The organism is Streptomyces sp. NRRL S-87 (assembly GCF_000719335.1).
GTDB lineage: Bacteria > Actinomycetota > Actinomycetes > Streptomycetales > Streptomycetaceae > Streptomyces.
This window is the reverse complement of sequence record NZ_JOGB01000041.1, coordinates 1-15,403: the sequence shown is the minus strand read 5'-3', so window position 1 is coordinate 15,403 and position 15,403 is coordinate 1. Positions and strand designations below refer to the sequence as shown.

General features: G+C 74.1%; 10 protein-coding genes and 1 riboswitch. Of the genes, 5 read left to right on the top strand and 5 right to left on the bottom strand.

Annotated features, from left to right (window positions below; all coding sequences use genetic code 11):
• Position 1 precedes the first annotated feature (1 nt).
• The 3 genes from IF43_RS0124435 to IF43_RS0124425 all read right to left on the bottom strand — a co-directional run bounded on the left by IF43_RS0124435 (position 2) and on the right by IF43_RS0124425 (position 3,745).
• A complete protein-coding gene (locus IF43_RS0124435; protein ID WP_078910411.1) occupies positions 2 to 793 on the bottom strand; it encodes a response regulator in 792 nt (263 codons plus the stop codon).
• The gene (locus IF43_RS0124430) at positions 790 to 2,430 is read right to left on the bottom strand and encodes an ATP-binding protein (protein ID WP_030204436.1); all 1,641 of its coding nucleotides are present in this window, start codon (positions 2,428 to 2,430) and stop codon (positions 790 to 792) included. Before IF43_RS0124430 ends, IF43_RS0124435 begins: the two co-directional genes overlap by 4 nt.
• Before the next feature lie 76 nt (positions 2,431 to 2,506).
• Positions 2,507 to 3,745, bottom strand: coding sequence for a citrate synthase (locus IF43_RS0124425; protein ID WP_030204432.1), 1,239 nt, complete (start codon positions 3,743 to 3,745; stop codon positions 2,507 to 2,509).
• 79 nt (positions 3,746 to 3,824) lie between these two features.
• Here IF43_RS0124425 and IF43_RS0124420 point away from each other — a divergent pair, with 79 nt between their 5' ends.
• Positions 3,825 to 4,991 carry a citrate synthase/methylcitrate synthase gene (locus IF43_RS0124420; RefSeq protein WP_030204428.1) on the top strand — a complete coding sequence of 389 codons (1,167 nt, stop codon included), beginning with the start codon at positions 3,825 to 3,827 and terminating at the stop codon, positions 4,989 to 4,991.
• A gap of 134 nt (positions 4,992 to 5,125) precedes the next feature.
• Positions 5,126 to 6,229 carry a GTP-binding protein gene (locus IF43_RS0124415; protein WP_051796007.1) on the top strand — a complete coding sequence of 368 codons (1,104 nt, stop codon included), beginning with the start codon at positions 5,126 to 5,128 and terminating at the stop codon, positions 6,227 to 6,229.
• 55 nt (positions 6,230 to 6,284) lie between these two features.
• Here IF43_RS0124415 and IF43_RS0124410 read toward each other — a convergent pair whose 3' ends face one another.
• Together IF43_RS0124410 and IF43_RS0124405 are read right to left on the bottom strand one after the other, a co-directional pair.
• Complete coding sequence (locus IF43_RS0124410) at positions 6,285 to 8,345, bottom strand: restriction endonuclease (protein ID WP_030204423.1); 2,061 nt, start codon at positions 8,343 to 8,345, stop codon at positions 6,285 to 6,287.
• 171 nt (positions 8,346 to 8,516) lie between these two features.
• Positions 8,517 to 10,967, bottom strand: coding sequence for a DNA topoisomerase (ATP-hydrolyzing) subunit A (locus IF43_RS0124405; protein WP_030204418.1), 2,451 nt, complete (start codon positions 10,965 to 10,967; stop codon positions 8,517 to 8,519).
• 171 nt (positions 10,968 to 11,138) lie between these two features.
• On the opposite strand from IF43_RS0124405, the gene IF43_RS0124400 reads away from it, so the two are divergent.
• From IF43_RS0124400 to IF43_RS0124390, 3 genes are all read left to right on the top strand, one after another.
• A complete protein-coding gene (locus IF43_RS0124400; RefSeq protein WP_030204417.1) occupies positions 11,139 to 12,509 on the top strand; it encodes a pitrilysin family protein in 1,371 nt (456 codons plus the stop codon).
• Positions 12,510 to 12,529: 20 nt separating this feature from the next.
• Entirely contained in the window at positions 12,530 to 13,897 is a 1,368-nt protein-coding gene (locus IF43_RS0124395) for a pitrilysin family protein (protein WP_030204416.1), read from the top strand.
• A 221-nt stretch (positions 13,898 to 14,118) separates the two neighbouring features.
• Positions 14,119 to 14,277: riboswitch (cyclic di-AMP (ydaO/yuaA leader) on the top strand.
• Positions 14,278 to 14,289: 12 nt separating this feature from the next.
• Complete coding sequence (locus IF43_RS0124390; RefSeq protein WP_030204409.1) at positions 14,290 to 15,087, top strand: M23 family metallopeptidase; 798 nt, start codon at positions 14,290 to 14,292, stop codon at positions 15,085 to 15,087.
• Positions 15,088 to 15,403: the final 316 nt, after the last annotated feature.

Sequence of the window (15,403 nt, the reverse complement as noted above, 5' to 3'; positions counted from 1 at the left end):
CTCAGCCGCTCCCGGTCGCGGCGGGCACCCACGCGTAGCGGTGTTCCGGCCGGCCGGTCTCGCCGTACCGCAGGCTCAGCCGGACCCGCCCGCCGCGCTCCAGCAGCTTCAGGTAGCGCTGGGCGGTCTGGCGGCTCAGTCCGGCGCGCTCAGCGACCTCCTGCGCCGACAGGGCCCCGCCGTCCGCCATCAGGACCCGGCGGACCAGCTCGACGGTCGCGGGGGAGTGCCCCTTGGGCAGGTCGACCGGGGCCGCCGCGGCGGCCAGGGCGCCGAAGATCCGGTCCACCTCGGCCTGTTCGGCCTCGCCGCCCGCCGCGAGCGTACGGCGCAGCCCGGCGTACGCCTCCAGCTTCGAGCGCAGCCCCGCGAAGGTGAACGGCTTCACCAGGTACTGCAGGGCCCCCAGCCGCATCGCCGACTGCACCGTGGCCAGGTCCCGGGCCGCCGTGACCATGATCACGTCGGTGTGGTGGCCCCGCTCGCGCAGCCGCCGCACCAGGTCGAGGCCGTTCTCGTCGGGCAGGTAGTGGTCGAGCAGGACCAGGTCCACGGCGTGGGCCCGGACGAACTCCAGCGCGGCCGCCGCCGTCGGTGCCTGCCCGACGACCCGGAAGCCGGGGACCTTGGCCACGTACGCGGCGTTGACGCGGGCCACCCGCGGGTCGTCGTCGACGACCAGGACGTCCACCGGGGTGGGGTCGGGGGCGGGGGAGGGGGAGGAAGGGGACGGTGTGGGGGAGCAGGGCACCGGTGCGGGCCCGCGGTCGGGGTCGGGGACAGGGCCGGTCATCGCAGCGCCTCCGGGAGCAGGACCGAGAACTCCGCGCCGCCGTCCGGGGCCCCGGCCACCCGGGCCGTGCCGCCCTGCCGCTGCGCGAGCCGCCGTACGAGCGCCAGCCCGAGCCCGCGCGGAGCCCCGTGCGGTGCGGCCTCCTTGGTCGACCAGCCCTCCGTGAAGACCTCCTCGCGCCGGTCGGCGGGAACGCCGGGGCCGGTGTCGCGGACGGCCACCTCCACCGCGCGCCCCCGGACCCGCAGGTCCACCTCGACCCGGGCCGCGGACCGGCCGGCGACCGCGTCGAGGGCGTTGTCCACCAGGTTCCCCACGATGGTCACGAGTCCGCCCGGGTCCACCAAGCGGTCCGGGAGGGAGGCGGCGGGGGAGAGGGTCAGGGCCGCGCCGCGCTCGGCCGCGACCGCCGCCTTGCCCACCAGCAGGGCGGCGAGGAGCGGGTCGTGGACCTTCTCGGTGATCTGCTCGGCGGTGGTCCGGTGCACACCGGCGGCCTCGGTGATGAACGCCGACGCCTCGTCGTGCAGACCGAGCTCCAGCAGGCCGAGGAGCGTGTGCAGGTGGTTGGCGTGCTCGTGGTCCTGCGCGCGCAGGGCGTCGATCAGGCCGCGGGTGGAGTCGAGTTCGCGGCCCAGCCGGTCCAGCTCCGTGCGGTCCCGCAGGGTGGCGACGGCCCCGCCGTCCTCCGTGGGCATGCGGTTGGCGACCAGGACCCGAGACCCCTGGACGGTGAGCAGGTCGGTGCCGGTGACGCGGCCGGCCAGTACGTCGGTGGTGCGGCCCGCGCCCAGCACCTCGTCGAGCGGGCGCTCGGTGTCCGCGTCGGTGAGGCCGAGGAGGCGCTGCGCCTCGTCGTTGACCAGCCGGATCCGGCCCTCCGCGTCCAGTGCCACCACCCCCTCGCGGATGGAGTGCAGCATCGCCTCGCGCTCGGCCAGCAGCGCGGCGATGTCGGAGAAGCCGAGGTCCCGGGTGCGGCGCTGGATCCGGCGGGAGATCAGGTACGCGGCGAGCGCGCCGGCCGCCAGCGCCCCGCCGGCGTACGCGAGCAGGCCCGGGATCGCGCCGAGCAGCCGGTCGCGGACGCTGTCGTACGCGATGCCGACGGAGACCGCGCCGACGATGGCGCCGCGCGCGTCGCGCAGCGGGACCTTGCCCCGGGCGGAGCGGCCGAGGGTGCCGTCGTCGATCTCCATCACCTCGTGGCCGGCGAGGGCCTCGGCGGGGTCGGTGGAGACGTGTCGGCCGATCCGGGCACGGCTGGGGTGCGAGCGGCGGATCCCGTTGCGGTCGAGGACGACGACGTACTCGGCGCCGGTGGCCCTGCGGATCCGCTCGGCGGTCTCCTGGACGGGGCCGTCGGGGGTGGCGGGGGTGGTCAGCAGGTCGGCGGCCAGGCGGGGGTCGGCGGCGGCGCCCTGGGCGATCGCCAGGGCGCGGCGCATGGCCTGGTCGTCGAGCTGGTGGCCGAGCGGGGCGAGGAACAGGCCGGTGGCGAGGACGGTGACGCCGGTGGCGACGGCGAGCTGGATCAGGAGCACCTGGGAGAAGACGCGTCGCGGCAGCCGGGGCCGGGGCCTCCGGCGGCGGGGGGCGGTGCTGCCCGCCGGGCCGGTTCGCTGTGTGGTGCTCATGACGTGCCACGGTAGGTCGGCTCAGGGGGATCCGGTACGCCTGGTCGGTCACGGTTCGGGGTGGGCGCGGGTGACGTCAGGGCAGCGGCTGGGGTGGGCGGGGGCCCACGTACTGGCCGCTGGGGCGCATGCGGAGGGGGCGTTCGCCGTACTCCTCCAGGACGTGGGCGATCCACCCGGCGGTGCGGGCCACCGCGAAGACGGTCTCGCCGGCCTCCACCGGCATGCCGTGGGACACCGTGAGCACCGACAGCGCCAGGTCCACGTTGGCGTGCAGTCCGCGTCCCTGCCGGGCGGTCACCGCCACCACGTCGCGGGCCGCGGCCAGCGCCGGCCCCGCCTGCGGGAGGTCCGCCAGGCGCGCGAAGAGGGCGGTCGCGCGCGGGTCCTCGCCCGCGTAGAGCCGGTGCCCCAGTCCCGGCATGCGGCGCCCCGAGCGCAGGTGGTCGGCCACCACGGGGGCGGCTCCGCCGCGTTCCATGACCTCCGTCAGCATGCGGTGGGCCAACGGGCCGGCCGCGCCGTGCAGGGGCCCGTCGAGGGCGCCGAGGCCCGCGGACACGCAGGCGTACGGGTGGGCGTGGGCCGAGGCGGCGACGCGGACGGCCAGCGTCGAGGCGGCCAGGTCGTGGTCGGTCAGCAGGGCGAGCGCGAGGTCGAGGGCGCCGACCGCGTCGGTGGTCGGCGGTAGCGCGGTCAGCCGCGTCCACAGGCGCCAGGCCAGCCGGCCCTCGCCCCGGTGCTCCTGCCCGGCTGTGGGCAGGGCCTCGACCAGCGTCGGGATGAGCGAGCGGGCCGTGCCCAGCACCGCCTCCGGAGACAGGTCGAAACGCAGGGGGTCGGCCGCCGCGGCGGCGGCCGTGGCCACCCGCAGCCGGTCCACGGGCCCGCTGTGCTCGGGGAGCGCGGCCACCGCCCGGCGGGCGGCCGCCAGGAGTTCCGGCGGGGCGGTGAACCGCGCCCCGCGCGGGAGCCGGCCGGTCCACAGCCACTCGGCCACCTCCTCGTACCGGTGTCGCGAGGCCAGGGCGACCGCGTCCACGCCGCGGAACCAGTACCGGTCCGCCTCGATGAGCGTCAGGCCCGTCCGTACGGTCAGCTCGCCGGGCGGGGTCGCCGCCTCGCGCCGGGTGCGCCGGGCCAGCGCGGAGACCTCGGCGGCGTCGAACGTGCTGCCCCGGCCGGTGGGTTCGCGGCGGGAGGCCAGCAGGCCGCGGCTGACGTACGCGTACACGGTCGCGGGCTTCACGCCGAGCAGTTCGGCGGCCTGGCGGGTGGTGAGCCGGCCCTCCGGGGCCGCCGCGGGATCGGTCATGCAGCCACCCTACCGACCTCTGTATATATTGATTCAATCAACATTGACATGCATGCAGTCAAGCATGGATGGTCGAGTCATGGACAACACCGCAACCACCACCACGAGCGTCGAGGTGCCCCGCGGACTCGCCGGCGTCGTCGTGACCGACACCGCCCTGGGTGACGTCCGGGGCCGCGAGGGCTTCTACCACTACCGCCAGTACTCCGCCGTCGAGCTCGCCGAACGGCGCTCGTTCGAGGACGTCTGGTACCTGATGTTCCGCGGCGCACTCCCGGACCGGGAGCGCAGCGCCGCGTTCGCCGCAGAGATCGCCCCGCTCCGGCACCTGCCCGCAGAGGTCCGCGACGCCCTGCCCGCCCTGGCCCGGGCCACCGCGCTCTCCGGCCCGCTCGCCGGGCTGCGCACCGCCCTGTCGCTGCTGGGCGCGGCGGCCGGCTTCCGGCCCGTGTACGACCTCGGGCCCGAGCGCCGGGCGGCCGACGCGCTGGCCGCGTGTGCCGCCGTACCCACCCTGCTCACGGCGCTGCACCGGCTCGGGCAGGGCCTCGAACCGGTCGAGCCGCGCGACGACCTGCCCTACGCGGCGAACTACCTGTACATGTTGACCGGGCAGGAGGCCGGGCCGGCCGAGGTGCGGGCGGTCGAGCGGTACCTGATCTCGACCATCGACCACGGCTTCAACGCCTCCACCTTCACCGGCCGGGTCATCGCCTCCACCGGCGCGGACGTCGTCGCCTGCCTGACCGGGGCGATCGGCGCGCTCTCCGGGCCGCTGCACGGCGGTGCGCCCAGCCGTGCGCTGGACACGCTCGACGCCATCGGGAGCACCGACCGCATCGACGGCTGGATCCGGGAGCGCGTGCTCGCGGGGGACCGGATCATGGGCTTCGGCCATCCCGTCTACCGCACGGAGGACCCGCGCTCGCGGATGCTGCGGGGGATCGCCCGGGAGTTCGGGGGACCGCTCGTCGACTTCGCCGTGGAGGTGGAGGCGCGGGTGGAGGCGATCCTGGCGGAACTCAAGCCGGGGCGGGAGCTGCACACGAACGTGGAGTTCTACGCGGGCGTGGTCATGGAGCTGTGCGGGCTGCCGCGGGAGATGTTCACGCCGACGTTCTGCGTGGCTCGGGTGGTCGGGTGGAGCGCGAACGTGCTGGAGCAGGCCGCGGACTCGAAGATCATCCGGCCGGCGGCGCGGTACTCGGGGCCCACTCCGCCGCAGGTGGTGCCGGTGATGGGGTGAGGGGGGTGGGTGTTGGCTTGGTGGGGCCCACACCCCACGGGACGGCCGGCGGGGCTTCGAGACCTTCGCCAGTCGTGCCCGGGCCGGGCACCGGGACGGGACGGTGGGGTGCGGGCTGACTACCATCGGTCGGCGTGAGCAGCAGCCAGCCCATTCCCGTCGTCCTCCTCACCGGCTTCCTCGGGTCCGGTAAGACCACCCTCCTCAACCACCTGCTCCGGAGCAGCCGCGGCACCAGGATCGCGGTCGTGGTCAACGACTTCGGCTCGATCGAGATCGACAGCATGTCGGTGGCCGGGCAGGTGGGGGACTCGATGGTCTCCCTCGGCGGGGGCTGCCTGTGCTGTGCGGTGGACGGCAGCGAGCTCGACGCGTACCTGGAGAAGCTGTCCCGGCCCGAGCACGGCATCGACGTCATCGTGATCGAGGCGAGCGGGCTGGCGGAGCCGCAGGAGCTGGTCCGCATGCTGCTGGCCAGCGAGAACCCGGCGGTCCGGTACGGCGGCACGGTCGAGGTCGTCGACGCGGCCGAGTTCGACGCCACCCGCGCCCGGCACCCGGAGACCGACCGGCACCTGGCCGTGGCCGACCTCGTGGTGCTCAACAAGGCCGACCGGGTCGGGGAGGCGGAACTGGCGCGCGTCGAGGCCGTGCTGGCCGGGCTGTGCCCGGGGGTGCCGGTGGTGGCGGCCGATCACGGGCGGATCGATCCGGAGCTGCTCTTCGACCGCGTGGAGTGGAGCGAGACGTGCGGCCAGCTCTCGTTCGAGGACCTGCTCGCCGAGGCGGCCGAGCACCATGACGCGTGCGGCGGGGCGCACGGGGGACACCTGCACGCCGCCTACGACAGCGTCGGCTTCGTCTCGGAGCAGGCCCTCAGCCCGCGCCGCTTCATGGACTTCCTCGACGGCAGGCCGGCGGGGCTGTACCGCATCAAGGGCTTCGTCTACTTCGGCGTACCCGGGCACCGGGAGAAGTACGAGATCCACGCCGTGGGGCGCTACCTGCGGTTCGCCCGGCATCCCTGGGGCCGTGACGAGCCCCGGGTCACCCGGCTCGTCCTGATCGGCTCGGGTACGGACGGAGAGGCCGTCGCACGTGCTCTGGAGGCCTGCCGGGAGCCCGCCCCGCAGGAGGCGGGGCCGGAGAGCATGTGGGGGGTCCTGCGGTACGTGCCCGAGCTCGCCGCGGCCGCCGCGGCCGGCGCCGGGCGGGACGACTCCGACGAGCTGGAGTAGCCCGTGCGACCGGCCCGTCCCGACCGTGGCACCCCCGAGGCGGCCTCGGCACCCCCTATGCGGCCTCGATGCCGAAGTCGGCCAGCAGCTCCGCCAGACCGCCGCGGTAGCCCTTGCCGCCGATGACGAAGTCCCAGTCGTCGTGGCCGCGGTGCCGGAAGGAGCCCAGCACCAGGGCGGTCTCGCCCGGGCGGCCGTCGGAGACGTCCAGCCGGCCCTGTTCCGCGCCCGCGGCGTCCAGCAGCCGGATGTGGGCGTCCGTGAACCCGGCGAGGTCGGTGGAGCGGGGGTCGTCGGGATCCACCGCGGCGACGAGCACGACCCGGTCGGCGCGGCTCGGCAGCGCCTCGAAGGCCACTTCCAGGGCCGCCTTGTCCGGCGCCGGGACGGTCCGCGTGCGCACGGAGCCGTCGGGGGTCCGGTCGTTGTTGAAGAAGACGAACCAGTCGTCCCCGAGGGCCCGGTTCCCGGTGCAGACGAGCGCGCAGACGTCGAGCCGGACGGCCCCGGACCAGTTCATGGCCAGGATGTTGTGGGTGGGCGGGGCTCCGGCGGCCGCCGGCGGGGCCGCCGGGTCGCCCAGCCGGCCGCGCAGGCCGTGGCGGTGCAGGAGCTCGACGAGATCCGCGCCGGACACCAGCTCCAGGGGCTTGCCCTCCGCGAACGCGTGGGAGCTCGGCCCGAACCGGGACGTGGTCACCAGCACGCCCTTGTTCGCCCCGCAGCTCTGCACCGTGCCGTAGAGGTCGCGCACCGCCGAGGGGTTCACCGTGTTCCGGTAGCGCTTGACCTGCACGACGATGCGGCCGCCGCGGATGGGGGCCGGGTCGACGGCCTCGACGTCGACCCCGCCGTCGTTCGACCGCTGGGTGGTCACCGCCTCCATCCCCATGGCCCGGAAGAGGGCGGCCACCAGGTGCTCGAACTCGATCGGATCCATCGCGTGCAGGTCGGGTTCCGGGCCACCGCTGTCGGGGCCGTGCGCGACCACTCCGGCGCCTACCGCCTCCGGCGTCCGGCCCGGACGTACGGCGGCGAGTTGCTCGGGCTTCGTGGACAGCTGCCCGCGCAGGCCCTCCACCAGGCAGTCCACCGGACTGACCTGGGCCAGGTGGAGGCCCGCGAAGGTGGACCGGGAGGTCGTGACCGTGGCCACCACCACCTCCGACCGCCGTCCCGTCACCGGGTCGTGGTCGTCCACGAACCCGTTGACGACCACGGAGTCCAGGACGCCGTACTCGTCCGCCGCGAAGAGCGCGTGCGGCACCAGCAGCACGCACTGCGCCAGCGTGCCGCGGTACAGGGCCCGGCGCTGGGTGACCGGCCGGGCGGTCTCCCTCTCCTGGTCCACCGACGGCAGGTACTTGACCAGCCTGGCCTCGGGCACCACGTCGTAACGGGGCAGCTCCCAGGAGACGACGAGCTGGCGGGCGGCGCAGTCGTAGGCCGCCGTGAGGCGCCGGGGCAGCTCGGCGGGCCAGGCCGTGGAGGCGTACAGGGCCGCGGAGAAGTACTCCACCACCGCGTCGGGGTCGCCGGCGCGCAGGGCGGCCACCGTCTCGGCGAGGCCGTCGTTGTGCCGCCTGATCTCGGCCAGCTGGGACGCCGCCCACTGGTCGTACTGCGCGCGGTAGTCCGCCAGCCGGCGCTGCCGGTCGGCCTCGGCGGCCTGCGCGGCGTGCCAGGCCTGCGTGTAGCGGGCGTGCGCCTCCTCCTGGGCCCGGCGCCCGCCGCCCGGTGACCACCCGCCGGACGGGGCCCGGAAGGCCTGCGGGTCGGGCATCGGTATCGGTCGGGCCAGCGCGCCGGGCGCGAAGGGCTCCACCTGCTCGGGCCGCCGCATGGCGGACATCCGGAACGCGGGCGCGCGGCATCCGGCGGCCAGCAGGCCCTCCAGTGCGGCGACCTTCGCGTCGAGCTCCTCCGTGCGGCGCCGCGCCTCGGCCTCGCGGTACTGCCGGTGCGCCGCCTGCTGCTCCCGGCGGCTGCGGGCCAGGTCCCGCTCGTGGGCCCGCTGACGCCGCTCCGCCTCGCGCTGCTGCACCAACTGGGCCTGATGGAGTTGGTGCTGTGCCTCGGCCCAGGTTGCGAAGACCCCGTTGCCCCGACGGCTCATACGCTGCGCCTTTCCCCCCGCATTCAGTTCTTCCCCGACTTTAGTTGAGGCTCGGACGGGGTTGGCCCGATTCGGGGCATCCCCTCCGGGTGCCCGGCCGGGCCGTCCGCCGGGTGCGCCGACGCCCCCGGCCGGGGTGGCCGGGGGCGTCGGGGCGAGCGCGCGGCGGGGTTACAGCGGGGCGCCCGCGATCGCGGCGACCGGGCTGTCCAGGGGCGTGCCCGAGCCGTCGCGGCGCGGGTCCGGGTCCGGAAGGGCGACCGGGCCGCCGTTGGCGGAGGCGGCGCGGAGCGGGGCCGAACCGGCCCACGCGAAGACCAGCTTGTCCTCGCCCTTGAGGAAGCGCTGGCAGCGCACGCCGCCGGTGGCCCGGCCCTTGCGCGGGTACTGGTCGAACGGCGTCAGCTTGGCCGTCGAACCCGAGTCGTCGAGCGTGCCCTGCGAGCCGGCCACCGTGAAGACGTACGCGTCCGCCGCCGGGTCCACCGCCGAGAAGTGGATCACCCGGGCGCCGTCGGCCAGCTTGATGCCGGCCATGCCGCCCGCCGGGCGGCCCTGCGGGCGGACCTGCCCCGCCGGGTAGCGCAGCAGCTGTGCGTCGTCGGTGAGGAAGACCAGGTCCTCCTCGCCGGTGCGCAGCTCCACCGCGCCCACGATCCGGTCGCCCTCCTTGAGGGTGATGACCTCCAGCTCCTCCTTGTTCGCCGGGTAGTCCGGCACGACGCGCTTGACCACGCCCTGCTCGGTGCCCAGCGCCAGGCCGGCCGAGGCCTCGTCCAGCGTCGTCAGGCACACCACCTGCTCGTCCCCCTCGAGGGAGAGGAACTCCGACAGCGGTGCGCCGCCGGCCAGGGTCGGTGCCGCGTGCGTGTCCGGCAGCTGCGGCAGGTCGATCACCGAGACGCGCAGGAGGCGGCCCGCCGAGGTGACGGCACCGACCTCGGCGCGGGCCGTGGCCAGCACCGACGAGACGATCGCGTCGTGCTTGGCGCGCTTCCCGTCGCCCTCCGGCAGCGGGTCCCCGGTGACCGTACGGGCCAGCAGGCCGGTCGAGGACAGCAGCACCCGGCACGGGTCGTCCGCGACCTCGAGCGGGACCGCCGACACGGGGGCGCCCGCCGACTCCAGCAGGACCGTGCGCCGGTCCGTGCCGAACTTCTTGGCCACCGCGCCCAGTTCGGCGGAGACCAGCTTGCGCAGCTCCGCGTCCGACTCGAGGATCTTCGTCAGCTCCTCGATCTCGGCCTTCAGCCGGTCGCGCTCCGACTCCAGCTCCAGGCGGTCGAACTTGGTGAGCCGGCGCAGCGGGGTGTCGAGGATGTACTGCGTCTGCACCTCGCTCAGCGAGAAGCGCTCCATCAGGCGCTCCTTCGCCTGCGCGGAGTTCTCGCTGGAGCGGATCAGCCGGATGACCTCGTCGATGTCGATCAGGGCCACCAGCAGGCCCTCGACCAGGTGCAGGCGGTCGCGGCGCTTGCCGCGCCGGAACTCGCTGCGCCGGCGGACCACGTCGAAGCGGTGGTCGAGGTAGACCTCCAGCAGCTCCTTGAGGCCCAGCGTGAGCGGCTGGCCGTCGACCAGCGCCACGTTGTTGATGCCGAAGGACTCCTCCATCGGCGTGAGCTTGTACAGCTGCTCCAGGACGGCCTCGGGGTGGAAGCCGTTCTTGATCTCGATGACCAGGCGCAGTCCGTGCGCGCGGTCGGTGAGGTCCTTGACGTCCGCGATGCCCTGCAGCTTCTTCGAGCCGACCAGGTCCTTGATCTTCGCGATGACCTTCTCGGGGCCGACCGTGAACGGCAGCTCCGTGACGACCAGGCCCTTGCGGCGGGCCGTGACGTCCTCGACCGTCACCGTGGCGCGGATCTTGAAGGTGCCGCGGCCGGACTCGTACGCGTCCTTGATGCCCTGGAGGCCCACGATGCGGCCGCCGGTCGGCAGGTCGGGACCCGGGACGAAGCGCATCAGCGCCTCCAGGTCCGCGTTCGGGTAACGGATCAGGTGGCGGGCGGCCGCGACGACCTCGCCCAGGTTGTGCGGCGGCATGTTGGTGGCCATGCCCACCGCGATTCCCGAGGCGCCGTTGACCAGCAGGTTCGGGTACGCCGCCGGCAGCGCGACGGGCTCGCGCTCCTGGCCGTCGTAGTTCGGCGTGAAGTCGACCGTGTCCTCGTCGATCGACTCGGTCATCAGGCTCGTGGCGTCGGCCATGCGGCACTCGGTGTAGCGCATCGCGGCCGGCGGGTCGTCGTTGCCGAGCGAGCCGAAGTTGCCGTGGCCGTCGACCAGCGGCAGGCGCATCGAGAAGGGCTGGGCCATGCGGACCAGGGCGTCGTAGATGGACGCGTCTCCGTGCGGGTGGAGCTTGCCCATGACCTCGCCGACGACGCGGGCGCACTTGACGTACCCGCGGTCGGGGCGCAGGCCCATCTCGTTCATCTGGTAGACGATCCGGCGGTGCACCGGCTTCAGGCCGTCGCGCGCGTCCGGCAGGGCCCGCGAGTAGATCACCGAGTAGGCGTACTCAAGGAAGGAGCCCTGCATTTCGTCGACGACGTCGATGTCGAGGATCCTCTCCTCGAAATCCTCCGGCGGCGGGGTCTTCGTGCTGCGGCGGGCCATCGCGCTGCGGCTCCTCGTGATCCGGGATGGGGGTCTGACGGCGTCCATTGTGGACCGATGCACTGACAACCCTGACGCCGACCCGGGTCAGGCGGGAACTTCTCCGCCCGGTCCCGCGCTTGCATACAGTGGCAGGACTCTCTCTCTTGCGATCGAAGGGATCACATGCCCATGGGTCACACGGCCACCGCGCAGGCCGCTTCCGGCGGCCTGACAGCGACCGAGCACCGGCTGGCCAACGGCCTCCGCGTGGTGCTGTCCGAGGACCACCTGACCCCGGTCGCCGCGGTCTGCCTGTGGTACGACGTCGGTTCGCGCCACGAGGTCAAGGGGCGTACCGGCCTGGCTCACCTCTTCGAGCACCTGATGTTCCAGGGCTCGGCGAACGTCCCGGGCAACGGCCACTTCGAACTGGTGCAGGGGGCCGGCGGCTCGCTCAACGGCACCACCAGCTTCGAGCGCACCAACTACTTCGAGACCATGCCGACCCACCAGCTGGAGCTCGCCCTCTGGCTGGAGGCGGACCGGATGGGCTCCCTGCTGGAAGCCCTGGACGACGAGTCCATGGAGAACCAGCGGGACGTCGTGAAGAACGAGCGCCGCCAGCGCTACGACAACGTCCCGTACGGAACCGCCTTCGAGCGCCTCGTGGCCCTGGCCTACCCCGAGGGCCACCCGTACCACCACACCCCGATCGGCTCGATGGCCGACCTGGACGCCGCCTCCCTCGAGGACGCCCGGGCGTTCTTCCGCACGTACTACGCGCCGAACAACGCCGTCCTGTCGGTCGTCGGCGACATCGACCCCGAGCAGACCCTCGCGTGGATCGAGAAGTACTTCGGGACCATCCCCGCGCACGACGGGAAGCAGCCGCCGCGCGACGGCACGCTGCCGGACGTCATGGGCGGCCAGCAGCGCGTGGAGATCACCGAGGAGGTGCCGGCCCGCGCCCTGATGGCGGCCTACCGCCTCCCGCACGACGGTGGTCGCGAGTGCGACGCGGCCGACCTCGCCCTGACCATCCTCGGCGGCGGCGAGTCCTCCCGCCTGCACAACCGCCTGGTCCGCCGCGACCAGACGGCGGTCGCCGCGGGCTTCGGCCTGCTGCGGCTGGCCGGCGCGCCGTCCCTCGGCTGGCTGGACGTGAAGACCTCCGGCGGCGTCGAGGTGCCGGCCATCGAGGCCGCCGTCGACGAGGAGCTCGCCCGCTTCGCCGCCGAGGGCCCGACCTCGGAGGAGATGGAGCGCGCCCAGGCCCAGCTGGAGCGCGAGTGGCTGGACCGGCTGGGCACGGTGGCCGGCCGCGCCGACGAACTGTGCCGGTACGCCGTCCTGTTCGGCGACCCGCAGCTCGCCCTGACCGCCGTCGGCCGCGTCCTGGACATCACGCCGGAGGAGGTGCAGGCCGTGGCCGCCGCCCGGCTGCGCCCGGACAACCGCGCGGTCCTCGTGTACGAGCCGCTGACCGCCGCGGCCGCCGATGAAGACGGTGCCGTCGCCGCGGACGGTGCCGAGAACGATGCCGAAGGGGCAGACCAGTGAGCGCCGACGTCGCCTCCGCGATGACCTTCCACCCGCAGCCCCGGCCGGGCGAGGCCCGACCGTGGGCGTTCCCCGCCCCCGAGCGCGGCACCCTGGACAACGGGCTGACCGTGCTGCGCTGCCACCGCCCCGGCCAGCAGGTGGTGGCCGTCGAGATCATCCTCGACGCCCCGCTGGAGGCCGAGCCCGCGGGCCTGGACGGCGTGGCCACGATCATGGCCCGGGCGCTGTCGGAGGGCACCGACAAGCACTCGGCCGAGGAGTTCGCCGCCGAGCTGGAGCGCTGCGGCGCCACTCTGGACGCGCACGCCGACCACCCGGCCGTCCGCGTGTCGCTGGAGGTGCCGGTCTCCCGCCTGGGCAAGGCCCTCGGCCTGCTGGCCGAGGCCCTGCGCGCCCCCGCCTTCGCCGACAGCGAGGTGGACCGCCTGGTGCGCAACCGGCTCGACGAGATCCCGCACGAGCAGGCCAACCCGCAGCGCCGGGCCGCCAAGGAGCTCTCCAAGCAGCTCTTCCCGGCCTCCCTGCGTGCCTCCCGCCCGCGCCAGGGCACCGAGGAGACCGTGGCCCGGATCGACTCCGCGGCCGTACGCGCCTTCTACGAGGCCCACGTACGCCCCTCCACGGCCACCGTGGTCGTGGTGGGCGACCTGGCCGGCACCGACCTCGACGCGGTCCTGGCCGACACCCTGGGCGGCTGGACCGGCAGCGCGGCCGTGGCGCACCCGATGACCCCGATCACCGCGGACGACACCGGGCGGGTCGTCATCGTCGACCGTCCCGGTGCCGTGCAGACGCAGCTGCTGATCGGCCGGATCGGCCCCGACCGGCACGACCGCGTCTGGCCCGCCCAGGTGCTCGGCACGTACTGCCTCGGCGGCACCCTGACGTCCCGGCTGGACCGCGTCCTGCGCGAGGAGAAGGGCTACACGTACGGCGTGCGGTCCTTCGGCCAGGTGCTGCGGTCCACGGCCGCCGGCACCGGCGCCGCGATGCTCGCCATCAGCGGCTCGGTCGACACCCCGAACACCGGGCCGGCGCTGGACGACCTCTGGAAGGTGCTGCGCACCCTCGCCGAGGGCGGTCTGACCGACGCCGAGCGCGACGTCGCCGTGCAGAACCTGGTGGGCGTGGCCCCGTTGAAGTTCGAGACCGCGGCGGCCGTGGCCGGGACCCTGGCCGACCAGGTCGAGCAGGAGCTTCCGGACGACTTCCAGGCGCAGTTGTACGCCCGGCTCGCCGAAACCGGCACCGTGGAGGCCACGTCGGCCGTCGTGAGCGCCTTCCCGGTGGACCGCCTGGTGACCGTGCTCGTGGGCGACGCGTCCCAGATCGCCGAGCCGGTGCGGGCGTTGGGCATCGGCGAGGTGACGGTGGTCACCAACTGACGTCTCGACCCGGGCGAGTTGGAAGCCCGGCCTCGCAGGGCCCTGGCGGTTCGTCCGCCAGGGCCCTTCTTGTTGCGTCTTGTCCGTTTCTGATGGGGTGGCGGACGTAATGCCCCGTGGCGTAGGCCACAAAAGGCCGTGACCATTTGGTGATTGTCTGAAGATCCGCCTAGCGTCAGTCCCGCTGTCCGTCAGCTGCAAGCGCCGCAAACCGCGGCACCGGACAGCGATCGCCGAGTCCCCGTCAGGCGCGAGCCTGGGGAGCCGGGGACCCACACGTCCCCTGGGGTGAATCGGACCGCCTCGTCAGAGGTGGCCCGTAGGAGACCTTCCTGCTCCGAACCCGTCAGCTAACCCGGTAGGCGAGAGGGAAGGAAAGGAACAGCCTTTTCATGGCGTTCGGCAGTCGTGGCACCGGCAAGCACCGCGGTCCCAGCCGCATGACCCGCAAGAGCGCGAACGTGGCCGGCATAGCCGCCCTCGCGACCACCGGCGTCGTCGGCTCGCTGGCCGGTCCGGCCTTCGCGGCCACGGACACCCACTCCCAGGGCCCCGAGGACACCGGCCTGAACGCCGTCGTCGTCGCCGACGAGGTCTCCGGCCAGATCGAGGCCCAGGCCGAGGCCCAGCAGGCCGCCGCCGAGATCGCCGCCGCCAAGGCCAAGGCCGAGGCCGACGCGCAGGCCCGTGCCGCCGAGGCCAAGGCGAAGGCCGAGGCCCGCGCCAAGGCCGAGCGCGAGGCGAAGGAGCGCGCCGCCCGCGAGGCCGAGCGCAAGCGCCTGAACACGTACGTCGCCCCCGTCTCGCACTCGTACGTCAGCACCCAGTACATGTCCGGTGGCGGCATGTGGTCCTCCGGCCACCACACCGGCATCGACTTCCACGCCGCCTCCGGCACCTCGGTGCACGCGGTGGGCGTCGGCGTCGTCGTCGAGGCCGGCTGGGGCGGCGCGTACGGCAACAACATCGTCATCAAGATGCACGACGGCACGTACACCCAGTACGGCCACCTCTCCTCGATCCAGGTCCACGTCGGCCAGACGGTCGTCCCCGGCCAGCAGATCGGCCTCTCCGGCTCGACCGGCAACTCCAGCGGCCCGCACCTGCACTTCGAGGCCCGTACGTCGCCCGAGTACGGCTCGGACATCGACCCGGTCGCGTACCTGCGCTCGCACGGCGTCAGCCTCTGAGGCTCCGCCCCGCCCGAACGCTTCCGAAGGCCCCGGCTCCCCGAGCCGGGGCCTTCGTGCGTCCGGGGCCCGGGCGCCCGGGCCGGGCCGCTCGACGGCCCGTCACCGCCCGGCCCACCCGCTACTCCGGCCCACCCGCTGCTCCGGCCGCCCACTACCCGGGTGGCCCTCTACCTGGTCCGCCCCATCATCCGGTCCGCCCCGTGGTGTGTGGGGAAGCCTCTTGAGGCGTCATGGCAGGCTGGTCCGGAGGCAGGCCCGGGCCTGGGGTGGCCGCAGGCCAGGGGCGAAGCCCCCTTGCCCCAGGGGTGGGCCT

What these genes read in the sequence shown, in the direction of transcription:
- IF43_RS0124420 (WP_030204428.1), top strand. Translation starts at nt 3,825, where the DNA reads ATGGACAACACCGCAACCACCACCACGAGCGTCGAGGTGCCCCGCGGA.
- IF43_RS0124410 (WP_030204423.1), bottom strand. Translation starts at nt 8,345, where the DNA reads ATGAGCCGTCGGGGCAACGGGGTCTTCGCAACCTGGGCCGAGGCACAG.
- IF43_RS0124430 (WP_030204436.1), bottom strand. Translation starts at nt 2,430, where the DNA reads ATGAGCACCACACAGCGAACCGGCCCGGCGGGCAGCACCGCCCCCCGC.
- IF43_RS0124405 (WP_030204418.1), bottom strand. Translation starts at nt 10,967, where the DNA reads ATGGCCCGCCGCAGCACGAAGACCCCGCCGCCGGAGGATTTCGAGGAG.
- IF43_RS0124395 (WP_030204416.1), top strand. Translation starts at nt 12,530, where the DNA reads ATGACCTTCCACCCGCAGCCCCGGCCGGGCGAGGCCCGACCGTGGGCG.
- IF43_RS0124390 (WP_030204409.1), top strand. Translation starts at nt 14,290, where the DNA reads ATGGCGTTCGGCAGTCGTGGCACCGGCAAGCACCGCGGTCCCAGCCGC.
- IF43_RS0124435 (WP_078910411.1), bottom strand. Translation starts at nt 793, where the DNA reads ATGACCGGCCCTGTCCCCGACCCCGACCGCGGGCCCGCACCGGTGCCC.
- IF43_RS0124400 (WP_030204417.1), top strand. Translation starts at nt 11,139, where the DNA reads ATGGGTCACACGGCCACCGCGCAGGCCGCTTCCGGCGGCCTGACAGCG.
- IF43_RS0124425 (WP_030204432.1), bottom strand. Translation starts at nt 3,745, where the DNA reads ATGACCGATCCCGCGGCGGCCCCGGAGGGCCGGCTCACCACCCGCCAG.